At 40.5% G+C, this 22,624-nt stretch carries 17 protein-coding genes and 1 riboswitch; of the genes, 7 read left to right on the top strand and 10 right to left on the bottom strand.

The window, feature by feature from the left end; genetic code table 11:
- Nucleotides 1–8: 8 nt before the first annotated feature.
- The 3 genes from PR809_RS08210 to mntP all read left to right on the top strand — a co-directional run bounded on the left by PR809_RS08210 (nucleotide 9) and on the right by mntP (nucleotide 2,332).
- Nucleotides 9–860, top strand: coding sequence for a PTS mannose transporter subunit IID (locus PR809_RS08210; protein ID WP_102138691.1), 852 nt, complete (start codon nucleotides 9–11; stop codon nucleotides 858–860).
- 89 nt (nucleotides 861–949) lie between these two features.
- Complete coding sequence (locus PR809_RS08215) at nucleotides 950–1,408, top strand: DUF986 family protein (RefSeq protein ID WP_004911283.1); 459 nt, start codon at nucleotides 950–952, stop codon at nucleotides 1,406–1,408.
- 151 nt (nucleotides 1,409–1,559) lie between these two features.
- A riboswitch (yybP-ykoY riboswitch) is annotated at nucleotides 1,560–1,704 on the top strand.
- Nucleotides 1,705–1,750: 46 nt separating this feature from the next.
- Nucleotides 1,751–2,332 (top strand): manganese efflux pump MntP, encoded by a 582-nt coding sequence (mntP, locus tag PR809_RS08220; RefSeq protein ID WP_102138692.1) that lies wholly within the window; start codon nucleotides 1,751–1,753, stop codon nucleotides 2,330–2,332.
- A gap of 32 nt (nucleotides 2,333–2,364) precedes the next feature.
- Here the strand turns inward: mntP and rlmA are convergent, their stop codons facing one another.
- Nucleotides 2,365–3,189: a 23S rRNA (guanine(745)-N(1))-methyltransferase gene (gene rlmA / locus PR809_RS08225; protein WP_102138693.1), complete on the bottom strand. Its 825-nt coding sequence runs from the start codon at nucleotides 3,187–3,189 to the stop codon at nucleotides 2,365–2,367.
- Between the two features lie 135 nt (nucleotides 3,190–3,324).
- Here rlmA and PR809_RS08230 point away from each other — a divergent pair, with 135 nt between their 5' ends.
- A complete protein-coding gene (locus PR809_RS08230) occupies nucleotides 3,325–3,795 on the top strand; it encodes a GNAT family N-acetyltransferase (RefSeq protein WP_166265033.1) in 471 nt (156 codons plus the stop codon).
- Nucleotides 3,796–3,908: 113 nt separating this feature from the next.
- On the opposite strand, the gene PR809_RS08235 is transcribed toward PR809_RS08230, so the two are convergent.
- Complete coding sequence (locus PR809_RS08235) at nucleotides 3,909–4,646, bottom strand: phosphatase (protein WP_166264831.1); 738 nt, start codon at nucleotides 4,644–4,646, stop codon at nucleotides 3,909–3,911.
- A gap of 218 nt (nucleotides 4,647–4,864) precedes the next feature.
- Nucleotides 4,865–6,094, bottom strand: coding sequence for an alanine racemase (gene alr, locus PR809_RS08240; RefSeq protein ID WP_206276001.1), 1,230 nt, complete (start codon nucleotides 6,092–6,094; stop codon nucleotides 4,865–4,867).
- A 379-nt stretch (nucleotides 6,095–6,473) separates the two neighbouring features.
- On the opposite strand from alr, the gene PR809_RS08245 reads away from it, so the two are divergent.
- Both PR809_RS08245 and PR809_RS08250 read left to right on the top strand, forming a co-directional pair.
- The gene (locus tag PR809_RS08245) at nucleotides 6,474–7,568 is read left to right on the top strand and encodes a porin (protein ID WP_102138697.1); all 1,095 of its coding nucleotides are present in this window, start codon (nucleotides 6,474–6,476) and stop codon (nucleotides 7,566–7,568) included.
- Nucleotides 7,569–8,213: 645 nt separating this feature from the next.
- A complete protein-coding gene (locus PR809_RS08250) occupies nucleotides 8,214–8,696 on the top strand; it encodes a glutathione peroxidase (protein WP_206276000.1) in 483 nt (160 codons plus the stop codon).
- 124 nt (nucleotides 8,697–8,820) lie between these two features.
- On the opposite strand, the gene guaA is transcribed toward PR809_RS08250, so the two are convergent.
- Entirely contained in the window at nucleotides 8,821–10,398 is a 1,578-nt protein-coding gene (gene guaA / locus PR809_RS08255; RefSeq protein WP_206275961.1) for a glutamine-hydrolyzing GMP synthase, read from the bottom strand.
- Nucleotides 10,399–10,483: 85 nt separating this feature from the next.
- Nucleotides 10,484–11,950, bottom strand: coding sequence for an IMP dehydrogenase (gene guaB, locus PR809_RS08260; protein WP_102138717.1), 1,467 nt, complete (start codon nucleotides 11,948–11,950; stop codon nucleotides 10,484–10,486).
- A gap of 171 nt (nucleotides 11,951–12,121) precedes the next feature.
- On the opposite strand from guaB, the gene xseA reads away from it, so the two are divergent.
- The gene (xseA, locus tag PR809_RS08265) at nucleotides 12,122–13,489 is read left to right on the top strand and encodes an exodeoxyribonuclease VII large subunit (RefSeq protein WP_206275960.1); all 1,368 of its coding nucleotides are present in this window, start codon (nucleotides 12,122–12,124) and stop codon (nucleotides 13,487–13,489) included.
- A gap of 62 nt (nucleotides 13,490–13,551) precedes the next feature.
- Here xseA and PR809_RS08270 read toward each other — a convergent pair whose 3' ends face one another.
- The 5 genes from PR809_RS08270 to maeB all read right to left on the bottom strand — a co-directional run bounded on the left by PR809_RS08270 (nucleotide 13,552) and on the right by maeB (nucleotide 22,310).
- Nucleotides 13,552–15,810, bottom strand: a complete 2,259-nt coding sequence (locus PR809_RS08270; protein WP_206275959.1) for a TonB-dependent receptor domain-containing protein — start codon at nucleotides 15,808–15,810, stop codon at nucleotides 13,552–13,554.
- Between the two features lie 140 nt (nucleotides 15,811–15,950).
- Nucleotides 15,951–18,083, bottom strand: coding sequence for a S9 family peptidase (locus tag PR809_RS08275; protein ID WP_206275958.1), 2,133 nt, complete (start codon nucleotides 18,081–18,083; stop codon nucleotides 15,951–15,953).
- Between the two features lie 12 nt (nucleotides 18,084–18,095).
- Nucleotides 18,096–18,899: an energy transducer TonB family protein gene (locus tag PR809_RS08280; RefSeq protein ID WP_206275957.1), complete on the bottom strand. Its 804-nt coding sequence runs from the start codon at nucleotides 18,897–18,899 to the stop codon at nucleotides 18,096–18,098.
- Nucleotides 18,900–19,044: 145 nt separating this feature from the next.
- Complete coding sequence (locus tag PR809_RS08285; RefSeq protein ID WP_206275956.1) at nucleotides 19,045–19,911, bottom strand: ChaN family lipoprotein; 867 nt, start codon at nucleotides 19,909–19,911, stop codon at nucleotides 19,045–19,047.
- A 119-nt stretch (nucleotides 19,912–20,030) separates the two neighbouring features.
- A complete protein-coding gene (gene maeB, locus PR809_RS08290; protein WP_102139844.1) occupies nucleotides 20,031–22,310 on the bottom strand; it encodes an NADP-dependent oxaloacetate-decarboxylating malate dehydrogenase in 2,280 nt (759 codons plus the stop codon).
- Nucleotides 22,311–22,624 lie beyond the last annotated feature (314 nt).

The raw sequence follows: 22,624 nt of genomic DNA on the forward strand, positions 1-22,624 counted from the left end.
AACGTATAATGGTAGATATCACAAAACCGACAGCTAAAAAGCTTACACAAAGCGATATTCGCGGCGTATTCTTACGGTCTAACCTGTTGCAAGGTTCTTGGAACTTTGAACGTATGCAAGCCCTAGGCTTCTGCTACTCAATGGTTCCAGTTATTCGTCGTCTTTACCCAGAAAATAATGATGATAGAAAACAAGCCATTAAGCGCCATCTTGAATTCTTCAATACTCACCCGTATGTTGCAGCGCCTGTTCTGGGTGTCACAATGGCAATGGAAGAGCAGCGTGCCAATGGTGCTGACATTGATGACGGTGCAATAAATGGTATCAAAGTTGGTCTAATGGGGCCATTAGCCGGTGTGGGTGACCCAATTTTCTGGGGAACTGTTCGCCCTGTATTTGCGGCTCTCGGTGCAGGTATCGCAATGACAGGTAGCTTACTTGGCCCTCTCCTGTTCTTTGTTTTGTTTAACCTTGTACGTTTATTAACCCTTTACTATGGTGTGTCATACGGCTACAAAAAAGGGATTGATATTGTTCAAGACATTGGTGGTGGTTTCCTACAAAAACTAACCGAAGGAGCATCAATCCTTGGTTTATTTGTTATGGGGGCTTTGGTAAACAAATGGACACATGTCAATATTCCACTTGAAGTGTCACGGATCAAAAACCCTACAACGGGTACTGAAGATATTACCACCGTTCAAATGATCCTTGATCAACTCATGCCAGGCTTAGTGCCTCTATTGCTGACTTTCGCCTGTATGTGGTTGTTACGTCGTAAAGTTAACGCGTTGTGGATTATTATCGGCTTCTTTGGCTTGGGTATCCTAGGTGCTTGGCTGAACTTCTTAGCGCCATAATTTTCCATCATTATTTGAATTGGGAGGTTGCAGCCTCCCTTTTTTAATTTTAAGCTCTGCATTATGTCTACTTATCCAAGGGCTCACAAATGACCTTCAATGATGCCATTCTTGCTATAATCATTTTGATCATGCTTGTTTATGCAATTTATGATGAATTCATTCAGCATTTGCTAAAGGGTAAAACCTTATTAAAAATTAATCTAAAAAGAAAACATCGAGCTGATGCTATTATTTTTATTGTTCTAATTTGTATCGTTATTTATACAAATATTGTACGTCATGGTAATTTATTAACCACTTACTTATTATTGATTACTATTTTTATGTCAATCTATTTGGCATTTATAAGAACACCTAAGCTATTCTTCAAACAAACTGGTTTTTATTTTGCTAATGCATTTATTTTGTATGACAGAATAAAAACAATGAATTTATCCGAAGACGGTGTATTAATAATAGGTTTAGAAAAAAAGAAAATTAATATCCAAGTATCACATCTTGATGATTTACAACGAATTTATGAATTCCTCATTAATCATAAGTAAGCGCTTTTTATATTGGCATTAAAAATAGGGTTAATTATCAATTTAATTAACCCTATTTTTACCAATAACCTTGTTGATAATAATTCTCACTAACATTTAATATCCACAATTAATTAAGTGTTGCCTTTAATATAAAATATGGTATCTTTCTTTCCACGTCATTGGGGAGTAGCCTGTTCTGGTTTTATATATAATACCAGAAAGTCCGTATCAACATACTCGTTTGGTTTCAAACGTGGTGCGGACACCAAAGTTCGGTTGGCAAGACCATAGACACATAAATAAGCCTTTTGGTTGGGGGTAATTTATGTGTATATGGAATCACCCAACCGAGGTTCTATTATGAGTTTCTATGCTACCCTTATCTTAGCCCTTGCCCTGTCAATGGATGCCTTCGCTGTCGCTATTTGTAAAGGTGCAGTACTTCATAAACCCCGCTTTAGAGAAATCCTCCGTACCGGTTTTATTTTTGGTTTTATTGAAGCCATAACCCCCATTATTGGTTGGGGGATCGGGATCTTAGCTAGTCAATATGTTATCCGCTGGGATCACTGGATTGCATTTGGTTTATTGTTTGTTTTAGGTGCTAGAATGATCTGGCAGAGCATTAAAACAAAAGATGAAGAATGCTGTTCTAAACCCACTAGTCATAGCTCAACAAACCTTATTTTTTCTGCGATAGCCACCAGCCTTGATGCAATGGCTATTGGTCTCGGTTTAGCTTTCTTACAAGTAGATATTGTTCATACTGCCATGACTATCGGCTTAATGACGATGATTATGGCAACTATCGGTATGATGATTGGCCGCTATGTTGGCCCATTACTCGGAAAAAAAGCAGAAATTATTGGTGGGTTGGTACTAATAGGTATTGGTTTTAATATTTTATTTGAGCATCTTGAGTTATTTATGTACGCCCATTAGTTTTTGTGCCCCCTTATATGGGGGCAATAACCTTACTCTGCATCAGATTGATAAACACGAATTAAAAAATCAGCCGTATACTCTTTCACTTCAGCTTGTTGCAAATTCTCTTTGACCTGTTCTGATGCACGCCAAGCAAATGGGGTCATCATCAACAATTCATAAGCTTCTTGCCCTGTCAATGCCATTTTATAATTTAATTGGCAACTATCTATTAGCGAAAGATTGGGTAAATCTTCGTCTTTGGTTGGATGTAACTTAACCTCATCGTAAATTAACGCTTTTAATTCTTGCAGATGCTCTGCCGCAGGCGTAACGGTAATTAACATACCTTTAGAAACTAATACACGACTTAATTCTTGTGCTTTGCAGGGCGCGTAAATTCGGACAACTCCACCTAAGCTGTTATTTGAGAATGGCAAGCGATGACTTGTACCGACGCAAAAACGAACGGATTTATACCGCTTCGCCGCATAACGAATCGCTGCTTTCGAAACATCTAGGCCTAAAACTGTATATTTTTCAAAATATTTTTCTAGTTCTCGAGAGAAATAGTCTGTGTAATACCCTTCCCCACACCCTATGTCTAACAAACTAGTATTAGATGATGGAATAAACTGAATAATTTTTTCTGCCACCTTTTCACGCATCGGGTGGTAATGCCCTGCATCGAGAAATTGCCTACGCGCTTGCATCATTTCAGCATTATCACCGGGATCTTTAGATCGTTTATGTTGCACCGGCAACAAATTAACGTAACCTTCTTTCGCACAATCGAATTGGTGGTTTTCTGCGCAGCGATAGCTGTTATGCATCAAGTTTAGCGGTGTAAAGCAAAGGGGGCATTGATAATTCATAAAAGTCACTGATTTAAAAATAAGGGTGAGTATACCATATTCAAATTAGTTTTCTTTCTGTTATATATCTTGCTTTTTAACTGTATTTTTTGTTCTATAAAAGTAATCAAAAAAACATTAGCGATGTGTCTCATGATGAAAATTAGGTTAGCAACAGCCGATGAAGCAGAACATCTTTGGTCTATACGTAACCAAGCCATTCGACATGGATGCACAACGAGTTTTGATGCAAAAACGATCAGTGCCTGGACACCTGATGAAATGCCAGTAAGTTATATATGTATTGTGAAGAATAACCCATTCTTTGTCGCGGTAAATAAGAATGATGACCCCATTGCAACTGGCTATCTTAATTTAGAGGCTGACAGTGTTGAAGCAATATTTACTCTACCACAATACACTGGCTGCGGAGCTGCTGGCTTAATATTAGATGCCATTAAAGCTGAAGCCAAAAAGAGAAACATTAAAAAATTAGTATTAGATTCATCACCGAATGCGGAACGCTTTTATCAGAAACATGGATTTATTTCGATTAAAAATGGTAGCTATTACTCTTCTCTTGCACAAGCCGAGTTAAATTGTATTCGAATGGAAATTGAATTATAACTTTCAGTATAGCTGGAGATAAAAGCCACTAACCTATTTAGTGGCTTTATTTCTATTCAAGACTGACTATATTTGTGATCAACAGTACCTGTGACTACAGTTTTATATAACAGTTAAAAATCAGCAAATTCAGGGATAGGCTTACGTCCATGGGACTCTAAAAAGTCCAATACACGGCGAGGGGAAACATTTAAAATTTGCGATTGCGGAAAATCAATTGATTCCAACATTTCAACCACGCGATCAAAACGGCCGAGATACCCCGCAAAATGGGAGTCTGAACCTAATGCTACCCACCCGCCAGCCTCTTTAACTGCCTTAGCAATTTCTAAGCAATTTTTTTGGCTGCCCGCTCTTGAATGCAAAAATGAGGAATTATTCATTTCCAAAGCAACATTACACTCTTTAGCGGCTTGTGCTACTGCTTTGATATCAATAGGGTATTTAGGGTTACCTGGGTGAGTAATTATTTGTACTTTGCCGCTTCGGATCGTGGCAATCATGGCCTCTGTATTATCAGCTAAACTTTGAGGCTCAAGAACTGGTTCATGGAAACCCGCTAAAATAATATCTAAATGGCGAGAGATCTTTTCATTGCAGTCTGTCTCACCCAACTTGTTCTTTATATTCGCCTCAATACCGTACAATAAACCGACACCATCCACAATTCTGGGTAAGATAGGCATATTACCAAAATGCCACTCATGTGGAGCATCTTGCATTTCAGGCCCGTGGTCGGTAATTGCAAAGAGTTTGACACCACGACTAGCTGCTTCAGCAAAATATTCATTAACAGTGCTATATGCATGGGTGCTGGCAATGGTATGAGCATGTAAATCAACTTGATACATAAATGATATCCTTCTAATTCTTTTATTTCCCTTCTGAGTCAATCCGCTCAAAAAAGACTCTATCAACCTAACATATCAGCCTAAAAGTTTCGATAGTCATTGAGCTAAACAGCATTTTATCAACATATTGCGATATATTGGATAAAATCCGAAGAGGCTTTTAGGATAAAAAAACCCGCGTTCATTGCGGGTTAAAACATACTGAGTTAAAAATCAGTTTAGTCAACTAAGATACGTTTATTGGTCGCTCCCCATAAGATCGACATTTCAGTAAATAATGCACCACTGATATCTTCAACCTCTTCGGCAGTAATTTCAGCATTGCCTTGTTTACCAAAAAATACAACCTCATCTCCTGGGCTAACGTTTTTTAAATCAGTAACATCAACCATAACCGTATTCATTGATGTTTTTCCTAGAACAGGAACTGTCTGACCATTAATCAATGCATGTCCTGCATTGCTAAATACACGGCGATAGCCATCCGCATAACCGACAGGAATATTTGCCAATACTGAGTCACGCTTTAAGATATAGGTTCTGTCATAACCTACCGTATTACCTTTCGGGTAATGATTGACAGAAGCAATACTCGATTTCAGCGTCATTACACGTTTATAATCATTAGTCGCAACTGTATCACCATAGAAAATGCCGCCTACACGTACCATATCCAACCATGATTCTGGTACAGTAATGGTTGCATAAGTATTCGCCACATGTAATGTAATGTCTTCACGTTTTAACCCTGTAACATCCAATACTTGTTGAGACTCTTTTTTGAATTTCGCAAGGTCTTTACGGATCTGAGCTTCATCCTCTTCTGGATAATGAGACATAATGCCCACAATTTTTAATTGTGATAACGCCGCAATCTGTTTTGCTTCATCTAAGCCAGAGACATTACTAACGTCTAGCCCATTACGGGACATACCTGCCGAGTTCAGTGCTAGATGGATAGGGATCACTTTATGTTGCTTTTTCGCAATCGCATTCAAGCGCTGCGCCATTTCTAAATTACCGATTAACTCTTCCGTCTCATATTGTGTTGCTTGAGCCATTTCTTGCTCTGTCGCACTTCTCACTCGCATTAAGCGACCTTTAAAGCCTAAGTCTCTCACAGTTTTAAGCTCTTGATTATTTGTTACCCCAATACATTGCACGTTATTTTCAATCATTATTGGTGTAACTAAAGAAAGGTCATGCCCATATGCATCCCCTTTCAAAACTGCGCACAGAGAAGAGTTATCCCCTAATAGGTTTTGTACTTTTTTGATATTAAAATCCAATGCACCGCGAGATATTTCAATCCATGCGTTATTAACCACCGCAGGTTGGCTTTGTGATGCATAGGTTTCTACTGGTGTTTTAATATTATTTGGTTGCTGGCAAGCTGTCGCAGCAACGAATAAAGGGAGTAATGCCAGATACTTCAAACGAAAAGCCACGTGTCATTCCTTATTTCTAATGATTTTTACCAAAATCATTTTGATGTTTCTGAGTTATATAAAAAAAAATATATATCGGTATTCAAATAATACCAACCTTAGCACTTCAAACAAGTAATAATTCATATTTTATGCATAAAAAACCACTTAAGTATAAACATAGCTCTTACATCATATTGATTTTAATTTTCTAAAAATAAAACATTTGGTTGAAATCACCATAAATTAAATTATTTTTATTATTTAATAAGTTAGCCATAATATTTCACTAATATTTAATTTTGTTACATTTTTTATTTGGCGAATTAAAATGCTTAAATGATAATAACTATCAATTAGGACCGGTTGCTAAATATCACTCAATCCATAAGGCTATATTATGAAGTACAAATTACTCGCACTCATTATTCCAACACTACTTACTACTAATGTTGCTAACTCCGCTGAAATGTACAATAAAGATGGTAATAAGCTTGATGTGTATGGGCAAATCGATGTTCGCCATCATATTGCTAAAAGCCGTAGTGGCGAAGATGGTGATGACTCACGTGTCAGATTGGGGCTAAAAGGTGACACACAAATCACCGACCAGCTCATTGGCTTTGGGCGTTTTGAATGGGAAACTAAAACTAACCAATCAGAATCAACTGAAGAAAATAGCAATCGTTTAGCTTATGCAGGCTTAAAATTTGCAGATTACGGCTCCCTTGATTATGGCCGCAATTATGGAGTTATCTATGATACCAATGCTTGGACAGACGTATTACCTCTCTGGGGAGCGGATACGATGGATCAAGAAGATAACTACATGCTAAGCCGTAACCGCAATTTACTCACTTATCGCAATAATAATGCCTTTGGTTACATTGATGGTTTAAGCTTTGCACTACAATATCAGGGTAAAAATGGCGAACAAAACCTGTCATCCGGTGATGAATTAACCGATAACGGAGATGGTTTTGGTTTATCTACAGCTTATGAATTAGGTTATGGTATTTCCCTTGGCGGTGGTTATTCCTCATCTTCCCGTACACCAAAACAAAAAGATACCACAACTAGCAGTGCGACTGGTAAACGCGCTGAAGCTTGGAACGTCGGGGGAAAATTTGAATACGAAGACCTGTATCTCGCAGTCATGTATGGCCAAACGCTTAATATGAGCCGTTTTGGTAATGATAATATGGAGTCAGTAGCAAATAAAACTCAGAACCTTGAAGTGGTTGCTTTGTATTCTTTTGACTTCGGTTTAACCCCATCAATTGGCTATAACTATTCCAAAGGTAAAAACTTGGGCAGCTTTGGTGATAAAGAACTAGTAAATTATATCGCTGTCGGATCTGCATATGATTTCAATAAAAATCTAAGTGCTGTCATCGACTATAAAATCAATTTATTAAATGATAATGATTTTACCGACCATTACAAAGTCAATACCGATAATGTCCTTGGCTTAGGGTTAGTGTATCAGTTCTAATTTTAGAATTGAGTGAAAAGCAAAAGCGTCTGTAAATTACAGGCGCTTTTTTACGGGTGAGCTTTGACAATAAAAATATCTCTCATCATCTTCATGGCTTATTCCCTCAGAACGGGAAGTTTTGTTGCTTTACCCTCGATAAAACAGTTGCAAGATACAAAAGTATCTAATCCCATACATAGAGGCCCCCTTTTCCTAAATAAATTCCTATAATGGTATACCTATTTTTTCTAACGTCTTTGGTACTAATAAAAAAGGCACCAGTAAGAAACTGAAGGGCTTGCCGGCTCACTAATAGTACGATGTCAGCACAATTTAGCGCAGTCCAAGCGGGTATTGGCATGGCTATTTTGCCGCATTTTACTGCCCAAAAGATGGGACTGAGTTGGTTGCAAAGGAACATGAGAGGCTGTTGATGCCATAAGCTCCCTCCACTTTGACACGGGCTGATATCATTATTTAGCCAGCGAATGTTTATAGCGGGATTAAAATAAAGAGCTAATATTTCAATCAATGGGAGGACAGCCAGTATGTTGTTTTTACCTTTAGAATTTGCCAATATAACCGGCTCAAGATTTCAGGCCTACCACACAATCAGCGGCTATATTGGCTTATGTCGATTGGCTCTACTCTAAGGATCCTACTATGGCCCCCTTTCATCAATTAGCAGCGACGAGTCTCGGCGGGCAACTTATCTCTATGAAAGACTACGCTGGTAAGGTTGTTCTCGTCGTTAATACCGCCAGTCATTGTGGTTTTACACCACAATACAACGGTTTAGAATCACTCTACAAGAAATATGCTCCTCAGGGCTTTGTGGTGCTGGGTTTCCCCTGTAATCAGTTTGGCAAACAAGAACCCGGTGGGGCTGAGGAAATCGCGCAGACCTGCTTTATTAACTACGAAGTGAGCTTTCCAATGTTCGAAAAAGTCGACGTTAATGGAAGCTCAGCTCACCCAATATTCCGTTACCTGAAAAACGAGCTACCAGGTCTAATGGGTGGGCGAGTCAAGTGGAACTTTACTAAATTCTTGATCGGGCGTGATGGTAAACCGCTCAAACGCTTCGCACCATTCACTACCCCTGAAAAAATGGAAGCAATAATCCTTTCGGCACTTCAAATTTAAGTGTTCACTAATTTGCTTAATTAAATCGAATGCTATTAAAGACTAAAAAAACAAAAAAGCCCAATTTTACATGGGCTTAAGTCGTTATTTTGCCAGTCACTGCTAGCTAATTCTTATTGCGGGATTATTCCCACTCAATGGTCGCAGGCGGTTTGCCGCTGATATCATATACAACCCTTGAAATGCCCTCGACCTCATTAATGATGCGGTTTGAAACGCGGCCTAGGAAGTCATAAGGTAAATGAGCCCAATGCGCGGTCATAAAGTCGATGGTTTCAACTGCACGTAATGAAACAACCCAGTCGTATTTACGGCCATCACCCATAACACCGACAGAGCGGACAGGTAAAAATACAGTAAATGCTTGGCTAACTTTATGATATAAATCCGCTTTGTGCAGTTCTTCGATAAAGATAGCGTCTGCGCGGCGTAGTAAGTCACAGTACTCTTTCTTCACTTCACCTAGCACGCGAACCCCTAAGCCTGGGCCTGGGAATGGGTGGCGATATAACATATCGTACGGCAGACCTAACTCTAAACCAATCTTACGCACTTCATCTTTAAACAGCTCTTTTAATGGCTCAACTAAACCAAGCTTCATGTCATCCGGTAAGCCACCTACGTTATGGTGAGACTTGATAACATGCGCTTTGCCAGTTGCTGATGCTGCTGATTCGATAACGTCTGGGTAAATCGTCCCTTGAGCCAACCATTTGATATTAGGCAGCTTAGATGACTCTTCATCAAATACTTCGATAAACACATGGCCAATTTTCTTACGTTTAGCTTCTGGATCGCTGATCCCCGCTAATGCATTTAAGAAGCGATCTTCGGCTTTTGCATGGATGATGTTTAGGTCAAATTTACCTGCGAACATTTCCATTACTTGGTCTGCTTCGTTTAAACGCAATAAACCGTTATCAACGAACACACAGGTTAAACGTTTACCAATTGCGCGGTTTAATAGCAATGCCGTAACCGATGAATCAACACCACCCGATAATGCAAGCAGTACGTGGTCATCACCAATTTGCTCTTTTAAACGCGCTACTGTGTCTTCGATAATTGCAGCTGGTGTCCACAGGGCTTCACATTGGCAAATATCTTTCACAAAACGCGTTAAAATATTTAGGCCTTGGTGAGTGTGAGTCACTTCTGGGTGGAATTGAACACCGTAGAATTTTTTCTCTTCATTTGCCATGATGGCATATGGGCAGCTTGGTGTGCTGGCAATGGTTTTAAAGTCTGCTGGAATTGCAGTCACTTTATCACCATGGCTCATCCAGACATCAAGTACTGGTTTGCCCGCTTCGTTCAGAGAGTCATGAATATCATGGAATAATTCACATTGCTCAGTGATTTCAACATTAGCATAACCGAATTCACGTTCACCAGAGACTTCAACTGCACCACCCAACTGCATTGACATGGTTTGCATGCCATAACAAATACCTAATACAGGAACGCCTGCATTAAATACGTAATCAGGGGCACGTGGGCTATCTGATTCAGTCGTACTTTCTGGTCCACCAGAAAGAATAATACCGTTTGGATTAAATCCTCGAATTTGTTCTTCTGTAACGTCCCACGCCCAGAGTTCACAGTAAACGCCAATTTCACGGATGCGACGAGCGATCAGCTGTGTATATTGCGAGCCGAAATCAAGAATAAGAATGCGATGTTTATGGATATTTGTTGTCATTTGAGGAGAATTCCAAAAATTCAAGTCAAAAATAAGAATCGGTGACGCAAACAAACGCATGCGCCACCCTGAGAAACTTTATCGATTATTGCCCCAAACGGTAGTTTGGAGACTCTTTCGTGATAGTAACATCATGGACGTGGCTTTCTTGGATACCCGCACCACTAATGCGAACAAATTCTGCTTTTGTTCTTAATGCATCAATAGTACCACAGCCGGTCAGCCCCATACAGGAGCGTAAACCACCCATTTGTTGATGAATAATTTCTTTTAAACGGCCTTTATACGCGACACGGCCTTCAATCCCTTCTGGCACTAATTTGTCTGCTGCATTATCCGATTGGAAGTAGCGGTCTGACGAACCTTTAGACATCGCACCAAGTGAACCCATACCACGGTATGCTTTGTAAGTACGGCCTTGGAATAAAATGGTTTCTCCCGGAGACTCTTCAGTTCCTGCGAACATTGAGCCGACCATCACACAGGCTGCGCCTGCCGCGATAGCTTTAGAAATGTCGCCTGAGAAACGAATACCACCATCCGCAATAACAGGAATACCAGTACCTTCAAGCGCTTCTGCCGCTTCTGCAATCGCTGTGATTTGTGGTACACCAACGCCTGTCACGATACGTGTGGTACAAATAGAACCCGGACCAATACCCACTTTAACTGCGCTAACACCGGCATCTGCTAAGGCTTTAGCCCCTTCAGCTGTTGCAACGTTACCACCAATAATTTGCAAATCAGGGTATTTTTGGCGAGTTTCACGGATACGTTGTAGTACACCTTCGGAATGACCATGTGATGAGTCAATTAATAAAACATCAACGCCAGCGGCCACCAGCGCATCAACACGTTCTTCATTTCCTGCGCCAGCACCAACTGCAGCGCCAACACGTAAACGGCCTTGCTCGTCTTTACACGCGTTTGGTTTACGTTCTGCTTTTTGGAAATCTTTAACGGTGATCATCCCTAACAAATGAAAGTTATCATCGATCACTAAGGCTTTTTCTACACGTTTTTCATGCATTTTTTGCAAAACGACTTCGCGTGCTTCGCCTTCTTTTACGGTCACTAAACGCTCTTTTGGCGTCATCACTGCGGTAACAGGTTGGTCTAAATCTGTCACGAAACGGACGTCACGGCCTGTAATGATACCGACTAGTGAATTGTCTTTAGCAACAACAGGATAACCCGCGAACCCATTACGCTCAGCCATTTCTTGTACTTCACGAATGGTCGTATCTGGCGTTACGGTGACAGGATCAGTAACCACACCACTTTCATGCTTTTTCACGCGGCGAACTTCTTCCGCTTGGCGCTCAATAGTCATGTTTTTATGGATGAAGCCAATGCCACCTTCTTGTGCTAATGCGATAGCAAGGTCAGATTCAGTGACAGTATCCATGGCTGCAGAAAGCATAGGAATGTTCAGGCGGATGTTTGCAGTCAGTTGAGTTGATAAATCTGCAGTATTTGGTAATACCGTTGAGTGTGCAGGAACGAGTAAAACGTCGTCGAAAGTTAGTGCTTCTTTTTTAATGCGTAACATAGGCAATATCCCACCAGGCAGCGTTATGGAAAGGTATAAAATATTGCCGCGGCATTATACACACCGAAAACGGTTGCTTCCAGCGTTTTTTTGAAAAAAAACTTGATAACTCTTATGGCTAGGTTAGTATCTAACGATTAAGTCATTGTTTTAAAATTTGATCTGGCTCACATGTCGACATCACAAAATAGCGCAATTTACTCTGTTAGCAAGCTTAACCAGACGGTTCGAGAACTTCTTGATAACCAAATGGGTCGTATTTGGTTAACCGCAGAAATTTCTAATTTTTCGCAGCCCAGCTCCGGTCATTGGTATCTAACCTTAAAAGATGATCGGGCTCAGGTTCGTGCGGCAATGTTCCGTGGGCAAAATGCGCGTGTCACTTTCCGCCCCCAGAATGGTCAACAGGTGTTAGTCAGAGCGACAGTCACCTTGTATGAGCCACGAGGCGACTATCAATTAATCCTTGAAAGCATGCAGCCCGCCGGTGAAGGGTTACTGCAACAGCGTTTTGAGCTATTAAAGCAAACGCTAAGCGCACAAGGCTTATTTGATATTATTCATAAAAAACCGCTCCCTAGCCCTGCTAAGTCTGTCGGTATCATTACCTCGGCAACGGGTGCAGCCCTACATGATATTTTAAATATTTTACGTCGTCGTGACCCTTCCCTGCCTATCATCATCTACCCAACGGCCGTTCAAGGTGAGATGGCGCCAGCACAAATTGCTCGAATGATTGAGCTAGCAAACTTACGTCAAGAATGCGATGTGTTGATCGTCGGTCGCGGAGGCGGTTCACTTGAGGATTTATGGGCATTTAATGAAGAAATCGTTGCTAGAGCTATTTTTACGAGCCAACTACCTATAATCAGCGCTGTTGGCCATGAAACCGATGTGACAATTGCCGACTATGTGGCGGACGTAAGAGCGCCAACCCCGTCAGCCGCCGCTGAGCTTGTTAGCCGTAATCAATTGGAAATGCTCCGCCAGCTAAAATCAGCACAGCAACACCTTGAAATAGCGATGGATTATTACGTGGCAGGTCAACAACAAAGATTCGCACGCTTGCATCACCGCCTACAGCAGCAGCACCCGCAATTGCGGTTGGCAAGGCAACATAACCAGCTCAATTTATTGCAGCAAAAGTTGGCGCAGTCGATGACGCGGCAACTACAAAGTTCAACGGCTAAATTCGAGAAAGTTAATCGTCGTTTACTGCAAAATGATTTGCGCCCACATCTGCAAAAACAACAACGCCAGCTGCAACAGACGCAATATCATTTGCAAAATATGGTTACCCATTTGGTCAATAGCTATCGCCAGCGATTCGCAGTGGCTTGTTCGAAAATGGAAGCGGTTAGCCCATTAGCCACCCTAGCTCGCGGGTTTAGTATCAGTGAAACCGCTAAAGGCACTGTGTTGAAAAAAACCAGCCAAGTGAAAGTCGGCCAACCGTTGAAAACACGCCTTAATGATGGCTGGGTTGAAAGCCAAGTCACCCACATTGAGAAGGTTAACGTCAAAAGAGTATCGAAATAATTATTTTATCCACTTATCTCGATAAAAATAACGAGATAAGTGGTGTTAAATTTATATGTTGATTAGAAACGCACCTGCCCACCTATCATATAGGTACGCCCTCTACCCGTTTCGTTATTTCGCCCTCGTTCTTCCATAATTGCACCCGAATTTGCGCGATTTAATGCATCGGTATAGTTTTTATTTGTCACATTGTTAATGGTCATCATCAACTTAACGTTTTTATTAATTTCATAATCTGCATATACATCAATAATGGTTGGCTGTTTTTCGTATTTTTCCGTCATAGCGTCACCATTTTGGTCGGCATCAAGAACTGGGCTAATTCGCTTAGACGGCCCTGTCCATGTTATCGTTGACCCCAGTGTCAGCTTTTCATCCAGCAAACGCACACCTGAATCTAATGTTAGGTAATAGTCGGGTAATTGCGTAAAGTCCCCAGCACTAAATGCAGAGGTACTATTAATAGAAACCGGTTGTTTCCCTGACTCTTTGGTATAGGAAATCATTGAGTAAAATACACCTGCATCATAATTGGCTTGCAGTTCATACCCTCGTAGATTCACATCTCGGTGGTCATTCACATACATTTCTGCTCGCTGAAACATGGGTGGATTCTCTTTATCCCATACATCATCATTGACTAAACACCAATCAAATTCATCCCGTGGATTGGAACGACAAAGAATGAAAGCTTTACTCGTGATGTAGTCTTTAACCTGAGTATGAAACCACAATGCTTTCAGGTTAAATTGGTCACCCTCCACCACTAAATCAGGTTTTAAGCTATTAAAGCCAACCTGCCAAGTTTTCGATTTTTCCCCCTTAAGAAATGGATTCATAGTCTGGCCACCATTTGAGGAGAAAAAAGCTTCTTGTGAATTTGGTGCTCGCATTGAATGAGCATAGCTAACAAAGGGTTGGAATTCAGGAATGAGTTGTGCGGATAATAATATTCCAGGGTTAATTCCGCTATCTTTAATATTCAGATTACTGGCTTCTTGAGGAAAACATTTCTCTGTTGCATCACACTCAGGTTTATAGCCTTTCACACTATAATTGAGGTAATTAAGGTCAAATATCGCTGTGTAGATATCGTATTTCGCTTCAAACTGAGTATATACACTGGCAATATCTTGTGTTCCGCTTGGTGCAAATGGATTATTTTTCTGGGTGTTTGGGTCTTCAACAGATTGAGCTTCCTTACTGTACTTGGTTTTCATTAATTTCGAACCAACTTGCCATTTATAATCCACGTCGCCATAAGAAAAATGGCTAGTATTGGATAAATTTATACTATCTGATTTATTTTTAGATATGGCATCTCTGTACGCGCCACCAACGGGATCACCTTGGAGTTTCTGCTGATTATTTCCATGACTTGCCAATATTTCCACATCAATTAATTCATTTAATGGGGTGTATTTATATTTAAGGTAATAGTCATCACTATTAATCTTTCTGCTAGTTAATTTATTTTGTAAGAAACGGCCACTAAATTCTAATTCATGACTGTCATTAGGTTTATATTTCAGTTTGGCTAATTGGGATTGTGGTTTTTGTTTAAATGATGGGTCTGTGGCAAATTCATCACTATCAAACCCATCACCATTCTTATAACTACCAGGAATATTATGGCCGCTAACCGCAATTAAACCGCCAAAATAGCCATCATCTTGTAATAATGTCTTTCCTGCAACTGCAACCATGCCATTATAACCGAGACCATTATCTCCCCAACTGGCCTTACTACGTAGGCCATATAAGTTGTTATTGAAAATGACATCATCAATACCGATAGTGCGGAAATTTGCACTCCCCGCTAAGGCGTTGACACTATTACTGCCATTTAGCTGTCCTTTTTCTACTTCTACCGACACTATAAAGTTAGGATCTATTAATGAGCCAAAATCATTACTTGGCTGCATCCCGTGTGTGTACTTACTTGGGGAATTACCATAATAACTTTGAGTGATACCATCAACCATCATATTCACGCGACCAAAACCACTTAACCCGCGAATATTCACGTTAACCGTTCCTTGGCTAGCATCCATTTGCGTATAAGTCCCTGGCATGGTGCGGATTATTTTATCCATCGACTGCAATTTATTTTCTGTCCCCACCGCACTGTAAGCCCCCGGTTTTTCCAATGCCTTGACTAATGGTGTTTGTTTTTGTGCACCTGAAACTTTTAATTGGCTAAAATTAACCACACCCTCTTTCTGCTTATTTTGCTGCTGTGTATTTTCAGCCAAAGCAATCCCTTGGTAGCCAGTGGCAATAAAGCCAGCTACCATAATTATTGTTTTATTATTCATTAAACCATTCCTGTAAACGTACTGTGTGTCATACGCTCACACTGCTAACACAGGGCAAATAAAGCCTGTGAAAAGGCTCAGCAACAATGTCATTAATATTGTTGCTGACCTGAAATAACCTCAATTTTATAGGCTAATTATTATTTTAAATAAGGAAAATATTTATCTTTATTTTCAAGCATAAGAATAAAACTATATTCTTGAGCAATATCATCTAACGCATTAAAGCGGCCCGATTTACCACCATGCCCTGCATTCATATTCGTTTCTAATAATAATAATGAATTGCCTTGTTTAATATCTCGCAATTTAGCCACCCATTTTGCAGGTTCCCAATATTGAACTTGTGAGTCATGTAGCCCTGTCGTCACTAATATGTGCGGATAATGCTGTGCTTTGATATTGTCATAAGGGCTATACGCTTTAATTCGCCAGTAGTCCTCTTCATTCTCAGGATTACCCCATTCATCATACTCCCCAGTGGTCAATGGGATTGACGGGTCTAACATTGTGGTCACCACATCAACAAATGGAACAGCGGAAACAACACCCTCGTATAAATCAGGTGCCATGTTCACTACAGCGCCCATTAATAGCCCACCAGCACTTCCGCCCATGGCATACACATGCCCTGCTTTACCATAACCTTCTGATAATAACCCTTTGGTTGCATCAATAAAGTCAGTAAAAGTATTCATCTTGTGGACTGTTTTGCCTTGTATGTACCAATTTTTACCTAAGTCACCACCACCACGAATATGAGCAATCGCGTAAACAAAGCCACGATCCAGTAAAGACAAACGAGATGAGCTAAATGAAGGGTCAATACCATATCCATAAGCGCCATAACCATAGACTAACAATGGATTTTGGCCATGTTTGAAGAGATCTTTACGATAAACCAAGGAAACCGGAACTTTTACTCCATCTTGTGCGGTAACCCAAATACGCTCACTTTGGTAGTTTTGCTTATTAAAGTCTTTAACTTCTTCTTGTTTTAAAAGCTGCTTTTCTTGAGTCAGCATATTAATTTCATATACTGAAGACGGTGTGGTCATTGATGAATAGCCGTAGCGTAATATGTCTGTATCAGGCTCAGGGTTATTACTAATCCATGCCATATACGTTGGGTCATCAAAGCTTACTTGATTTTCTTTATGCGTTAACCAGCTGATTTGGCGAATATTTACTAAGCCATTTTGGCGCTCTTCTATCACTAGCCAATTATTAAATAAAGCAAAACCTTCAAGGTCAACCCCATCACGTGCTGCTATAAAACTTGCCCACGGAGCTGAAATATTGTCTGCAATATATAAACCAAATAATGGGTGCTGGTGATTAGAACGAATATAGAATTTACCGTTGAAATGATCAGGATAGTACTCAACACCTGTTTGACGAGGTTTTAAGATTTTAGCGTCATTTTGTGGCTTGTTTGCATCAATTAACCGATATTCAGAGGTTTCAGTACTCGTGATACCAATTAAAATAAAATCTTTTGAAGTTGATTTCGATAAACTAACGTAAAAAGTATCATCCTTTTCTTCGTACACCAGTTTGTCTTGAGTTTGCTGTGTGCCATATTGGTGCCTAACGACTTGATAAGGAAGCAATGTTTGCTTGTCCTTATTCACATAGAATAGCGTTTGGTTGTCATTGGCCCAAACAATATTACCTGATGTATTGGTTAACACATTTTCTTGCCACTCGCTCTCATCAATTTTGCGAAATGACACGACAAATTCATTACGCCCTTGGCGATCTTCAGCGATGGCAAGCGTGGTATTATCTGGCGAAATCGCTAATGCGCCCATACGATAATATTCAGTGCCTTCTGCACGTTCATTACCATCAACTAATACAGCCCATTCACCCTGGCTATTTACCGGGCGTCTTTCATATATAGAGTAGTTTTTACCTGCAACCACTCGTGAGCGGTAAGTATAACCATTATAATTATAAGGAACTGATTCATCATCCTGCTTCATACGCGAAAATAGTTCATCGTAAATTTCTTTTTTTAACGGCTCACCTTTTTCAAGTTGTTGCTGCGTATAATTATTTTCTTGCGTTAAATATTCGATAACTTCGGGAGACTCACGCTGGTCATCTCTTAACCAGTAATAGTTGTCAACACGGACATCTCCGTGAGTGGTAATGGTATGAGGTTGCTTTTGTGCTATTGGTGCTGACATTCTTTCCTCCGCAGCACTAGTGGCTGCATATAAACCAAGTAATGTAATAAGACAAAACTCAGTGAGTTTATTACGCATAATTAATCCAATCTATTTTTCATTAAGAGTAAAATCAATAGGGATCCTGACTGTTACCCGCCCATTAATTAAAATTTCGGCTGGTGGTTCAGGTAACGGTGCCGCCCTTGAGAGCACCTGCAACGCTTCTCTGTCCAAAGATCGCGTTCCAGATGAACTCACCAAGTCGCTACCAAGTAAAAAACCTTGTGGGTCAACCGTGAATGTCACGGTTGATTGACCAACTCGCCCTCGCCTTACGGCATCTTCAGGGAACCGCTTGTATTTATTTAGTTTTCCCAATACTTGAGCTTCCCACAGCCTTTTCGCGTTCTCTATCGATTGTGACTGGCTATTAAATTCTGCCGCAATTTTCTGCGTCTGTAATGGTGCTGCTGCATCACTGGTGACAGGAGCATCATTGGCTTTTGAATCAGTCGCTTGTTTTTGTTCAACCACCTGCTTTTCATGTTTTTGTTTTTTGACTTCAACTGTTCGCTGTTTACTCACCGCCTTAGCCACTTGCACTTCTGCCTGCTCATTGACTGCTAGGGGTGGGATAATTTTATCTTCAGACGGTGCCTCATGAACTTCACTCGCCACAGACAACTCTTGTAACTGACCAATGTTAGCTTCTGTCAATTGCACCGCTTGCGACTCAATCGAAATTTCCATGACCACGGATGGCGGTGGAAATAACTCTTCCCATTGTTGATTGTGAGTTACCCATAAATACACGCCAACAACCACAACATGAAGAGCGATTGCCAATGCGAGCCAACCACTCATCTTTGTCGTTCGCTTTAAATACTCATTTTCAAATGTTGTTATACTCATTTTTATCTTTCATACTTACGTATTCTCACATAAACGCAAATGATAATTAATAACAAATGAAAATGGAAATCATTTCTTAATGAAAATAAAGATTACTTCACAAAATTAACTTTTTTGAAATCATTAGGTTGCTATTATTTAGTCATCATTTAGGTGTGTACCACACAAAATCCGCATGTAAGTGGTCTATTTCTTCCCCTCTTTCCGAAATAATTAACACTTTCATTGGTTCATCAGGGGCGAGATCTTGCACATGCAAGGGGACACCAATAGCTCTTGTTGCATGGTAGCCACCTGCGAACAGAAGCGCTGGTGTAGGCGCATTTAATAACGACTCTGCCATACGACGGTCACGCAGCTGCTGTACGAACGTCATTTTTATAACTTGTTCCGCTGTAAGCTCCCCACCATGAGAACTTTCAATCGTTTTGCTGATAAGTTCTTGAACAATAGGCTGAGTAGAATACTGCCCCGCTATCGATGACGGGTTAGCATAGGCGGCAAGCACCTCTTCTTTGTCTAAATTTGCAGACAATAGTGGATAAGGTGAGCTCAGCAAATGGCGGATTAAAGACCCATATTGTTCCCAAGGCCAGCCGCTATTCCAATTTAAGGCAGACTGTAACTTTTCGTCACGAATATAGGGGTTACTTTGCATCTGTGCCTGTACACGGCTCACGCCCTTTTGCTGTGAAGGTGTCAGCATTTCGAGTAGAACCGCGCCTTGAGGACGTATTTTTGGCATTTCTTGTACAAGCCACTGCTCAATTTGGTGGTGATAGTGGTTATCATGCTTTTCTCCCACGATCACACGTGGAGATTGAGCAAGCTGCTCAATTAATTGTTGAGGAGTTAAAGACTTACCTGTTGCTAAGTCAATAATTTGGTTACTAACTGTTAGTTGGTTATCTAATTGTACGGTTGTCGGTTCAACTTTTTGTGTACAACCAATAAGAAAGAATAACCCAACTATCAAAGTGGCTATTCGAGAGGTCAATCTAATTGAAATCATTATGCTTTCCGTCTTGTGTAGTCAAACCCACAAGATACAGATAATGAGAATCATTTTCAATAAAAAAGGCCACTATGAAACCATAGAAGCCTTTAAAAGGGATTAACTAATATTAACCGTTAGAGAGGATTTGTTTGAGCCTCAACAACCGCTAAAGCAACCATATTCACGATACGGCGTACCGACGCAATTGGTGTCAAAATATGCACAGGTTTCGCAACCCCCATCAACACCGGCCCGACAGTCACACCATCAGAGCTAGTCACACGCAGTAAGTTATAACTAATACGTGCCGCTTCCATATTTGGCATTATTAATAAATTTGCTGAACCTTTTAATGGGCTATCTGGCATCACATCTTTACGGATAGACTCAATTAATGCGGCATCCGCATGCATTTCGCCGTCAATTTCAAGATGTGGGTCACGTGCTTTGATCATCGATAACGTATCACGCATTTTTTGTGCTGATGAGCAATCTGAAGAGCCAAAGCTAGAACGCGATAACAGCGCGACTTTCGGTTCAATACCAAAGCGTCTTACCGTATCCGCTGCCATTAACGTGATTTCAGTTAGCTCTTCCGGTGAAGGGTCTTCATTGACATAAGTGTCTGCAATGAATGTATTCCCCGTTGGCAGTAATAATGCGTTCATTGCACCAGCGGTGTGAACACCTTCGCGGAAACCAAACAGTTCTTTAACCACTTCGTAGTGTTCGCCATAACTTCCGACAGTACCACAAATCATCCCGTCAGCTTCACCACGTAACACCATGATCCCACCAATTAAGGTTGGGTTATTAATCACTGCACGGCGTGCCATTTCTTGGGAAACACCACGACGTTTCATGATTTGGTAATATTCTTGCCAATACTCTTTATAACGCGGGTCATTTTCATTATTGACCACTTCAAAATCTTTACCTAACTCAATATGTAGGCCAAGTTTTTGAATACGCATTTCAATCACACTTGGACGCCCAACTAAAACTGGGAAAGCTAAACCTAAAGAAACCAGCTCTTGAGTGGCATGTAATACACGTTCTTCTTCCCCTTCGGCTAAAACAATGCGTTTTTTCGCAGTCTTCGCTTGGGAGAAAATAGGCTTCATAAATAAGTTTGTTTTATAAACAAATTGGTTCAATTTTTCGATATAAGCATCGAAATCTTCAATTGGACGTGTTGCTACCCCTGAGTCCATTGCCGCTTTTGCCACAGCCGGTGCAATTTTAACAATCAAACGTGGGTCAAATGGTTTCGGAATAATATACTCAGGGCCAAAGAATAGATCTTGATTGCCATACGCTGAAGCCACTTCTTCGCTTTGTTCTGCCAATGCCAAATCTGCAATGGCGTACACACAAGCCAGTTTCATCTCTTCATTTATCGTTGTTGCACCGACATCTAACGCACCACGGAAAATGAATGGGAAACATAACACGTTATTAACCTGATTTGGGTAATCAGAGCGACCGGTACAAATGATGGCATCAGGACGAACTTCTTTCGCTAACGGTGGCAATATTTCAGGTTCAGGGTTAGCCAATGCTAAGATCAGTGGATCTTTTGCCATGGTTTTCACCATTTCTGGCGTTAAAAGGCGAGGACCTGAACAACCTAAGAAAATATCTGCATTAGGAATAGCATCCGCTAAAGTACGTTGACCGTTATCTTCAATTGCATACGCGGCTTTAGTCACATCCATGCGCTCGTCACGGCCTTTATAAATCACCCCTTTGGAATCACAGACGGTGATATGTTCGCGTTTCAACCCTAACGCGACTAATAGATTCATACAAGCGATTGATGCTGCCCCTGCGCCAGAAACGACTAGGCGAACATCACCAATCTCTTTTTTAACAATCCGTAACCCATTAATGACAGCGGCAGTACAGATGATCGCCGTTCCGTGTTGGTCATCATGGAATACAGGGATTTTCATCCGCTCACGGAGTTTTTGTTCAATATAAAAGCATTCTGGTGCTTTGATATCTTCTAAGTTAATACCGCCAAAAGTCGGCTCAAGAGATGCTATGATATCCACGAGCTTGTCTGGATCGGTTTCATCAACTTCAATATCAAAGACATCAACACCAGAAAACTTTTTAAATAGTACACCTTTCCCTTCCATGACGGGCTTACCAGCCAAAGCACCGATATTACCTAACCCAAGAACAGCAGTACCATTAGACACCACCCCGACAAGGTTACCTTTAGCCGTGTAACGATAAGCTTTAAGTGGGTCATCTGCAATTTCAAGACATGGCACTGCAACACCTGGTGAGTATGCTAATGCGAGATCTCTCTGGGTTGTTAGGGGTTTAGTTGGGGTAACCGTAATTTTCCCAGGATGTGGAAACTCATGAAAATCAAGAGCACTTTGTTTTAATTTATCATCCATCGTCAAGTCCTTTCAAAATAAGTAAGGTAAGAGCGATAACAGTATAAACACATCTCACTAGCAAATCATGATCATACCTGCAATTTCCAGAAAAATCTTTCAGTTACAGCCTTTCAGTGACAATAGAGTTAGGCCACTATTAGAGTAAAACGTAATCGCTTTGATTATATCGCAATACCGTTTTAATTATTAAAAATAAAACTAAAATAATTTATAGTTAATTTCATGATGGTAATATATATAAATAATTAATTACCTAACAACACTGTGTAATTCCGTTTCAAAACCACTTATTTTTAATTTTAATTTAAATA

It is taken from the genome of Providencia sp. PROV201, assembly GCF_028479545.1.
Classification (GTDB): domain Bacteria; phylum Pseudomonadota; class Gammaproteobacteria; order Enterobacterales; family Enterobacteriaceae; genus Providencia; species Providencia huaxiensis.

Coding starts and splice junctions, on each gene's coding strand:
- guaB (WP_102138717.1), bottom strand. CDS start 11,950: ATGTTACGCATTAAAAAAGAAGCACTAACTTTCGACGACGTTTTACTC.
- guaA (WP_206275961.1), bottom strand. CDS start 10,398: ATGACAACAAATATCCATAAACATCGCATTCTTATTCTTGATTTCGGC.
- PR809_RS08245 (WP_102138697.1), top strand. CDS start 6,474: ATGAAGTACAAATTACTCGCACTCATTATTCCAACACTACTTACTACT.
- PR809_RS08250 (WP_206276000.1), top strand. CDS start 8,214: ATGGCCCCCTTTCATCAATTAGCAGCGACGAGTCTCGGCGGGCAACTT.
- rlmA (WP_102138693.1), bottom strand. CDS start 3,189: ATGAATTATCAATGCCCCCTTTGCTTTACACCGCTAAACTTGATGCAT.
- PR809_RS08280 (WP_206275957.1), bottom strand. CDS start 18,899: ATGAGTATAACAACATTTGAAAATGAGTATTTAAAGCGAACGACAAAG.
- PR809_RS08270 (WP_206275959.1), bottom strand. CDS start 15,810: ATGAATAATAAAACAATAATTATGGTAGCTGGCTTTATTGCCACTGGC.
- PR809_RS08230 (WP_166265033.1), top strand. CDS start 3,325: ATGAAAATTAGGTTAGCAACAGCCGATGAAGCAGAACATCTTTGGTCT.
- PR809_RS08275 (WP_206275958.1), bottom strand. CDS start 18,083: ATGCGTAATAAACTCACTGAGTTTTGTCTTATTACATTACTTGGTTTA.
- PR809_RS08215 (WP_004911283.1), top strand. CDS start 950: ATGACCTTCAATGATGCCATTCTTGCTATAATCATTTTGATCATGCTT.
- mntP (WP_102138692.1), top strand. CDS start 1,751: ATGAGTTTCTATGCTACCCTTATCTTAGCCCTTGCCCTGTCAATGGAT.
- PR809_RS08285 (WP_206275956.1), bottom strand. CDS start 19,911: ATGATTTCAATTAGATTGACCTCTCGAATAGCCACTTTGATAGTTGGG.
- PR809_RS08210 (WP_102138691.1), top strand. CDS start 9: ATGGTAGATATCACAAAACCGACAGCTAAAAAGCTTACACAAAGCGAT.
- maeB (WP_102139844.1), bottom strand. CDS start 22,310: ATGGATGATAAATTAAAACAAAGTGCTCTTGATTTTCATGAGTTTCCA.
- xseA (WP_206275960.1), top strand. CDS start 12,122: ATGTCGACATCACAAAATAGCGCAATTTACTCTGTTAGCAAGCTTAAC.
- PR809_RS08235 (WP_166264831.1), bottom strand. CDS start 4,646: ATGTATCAAGTTGATTTACATGCTCATACCATTGCCAGCACCCATGCA.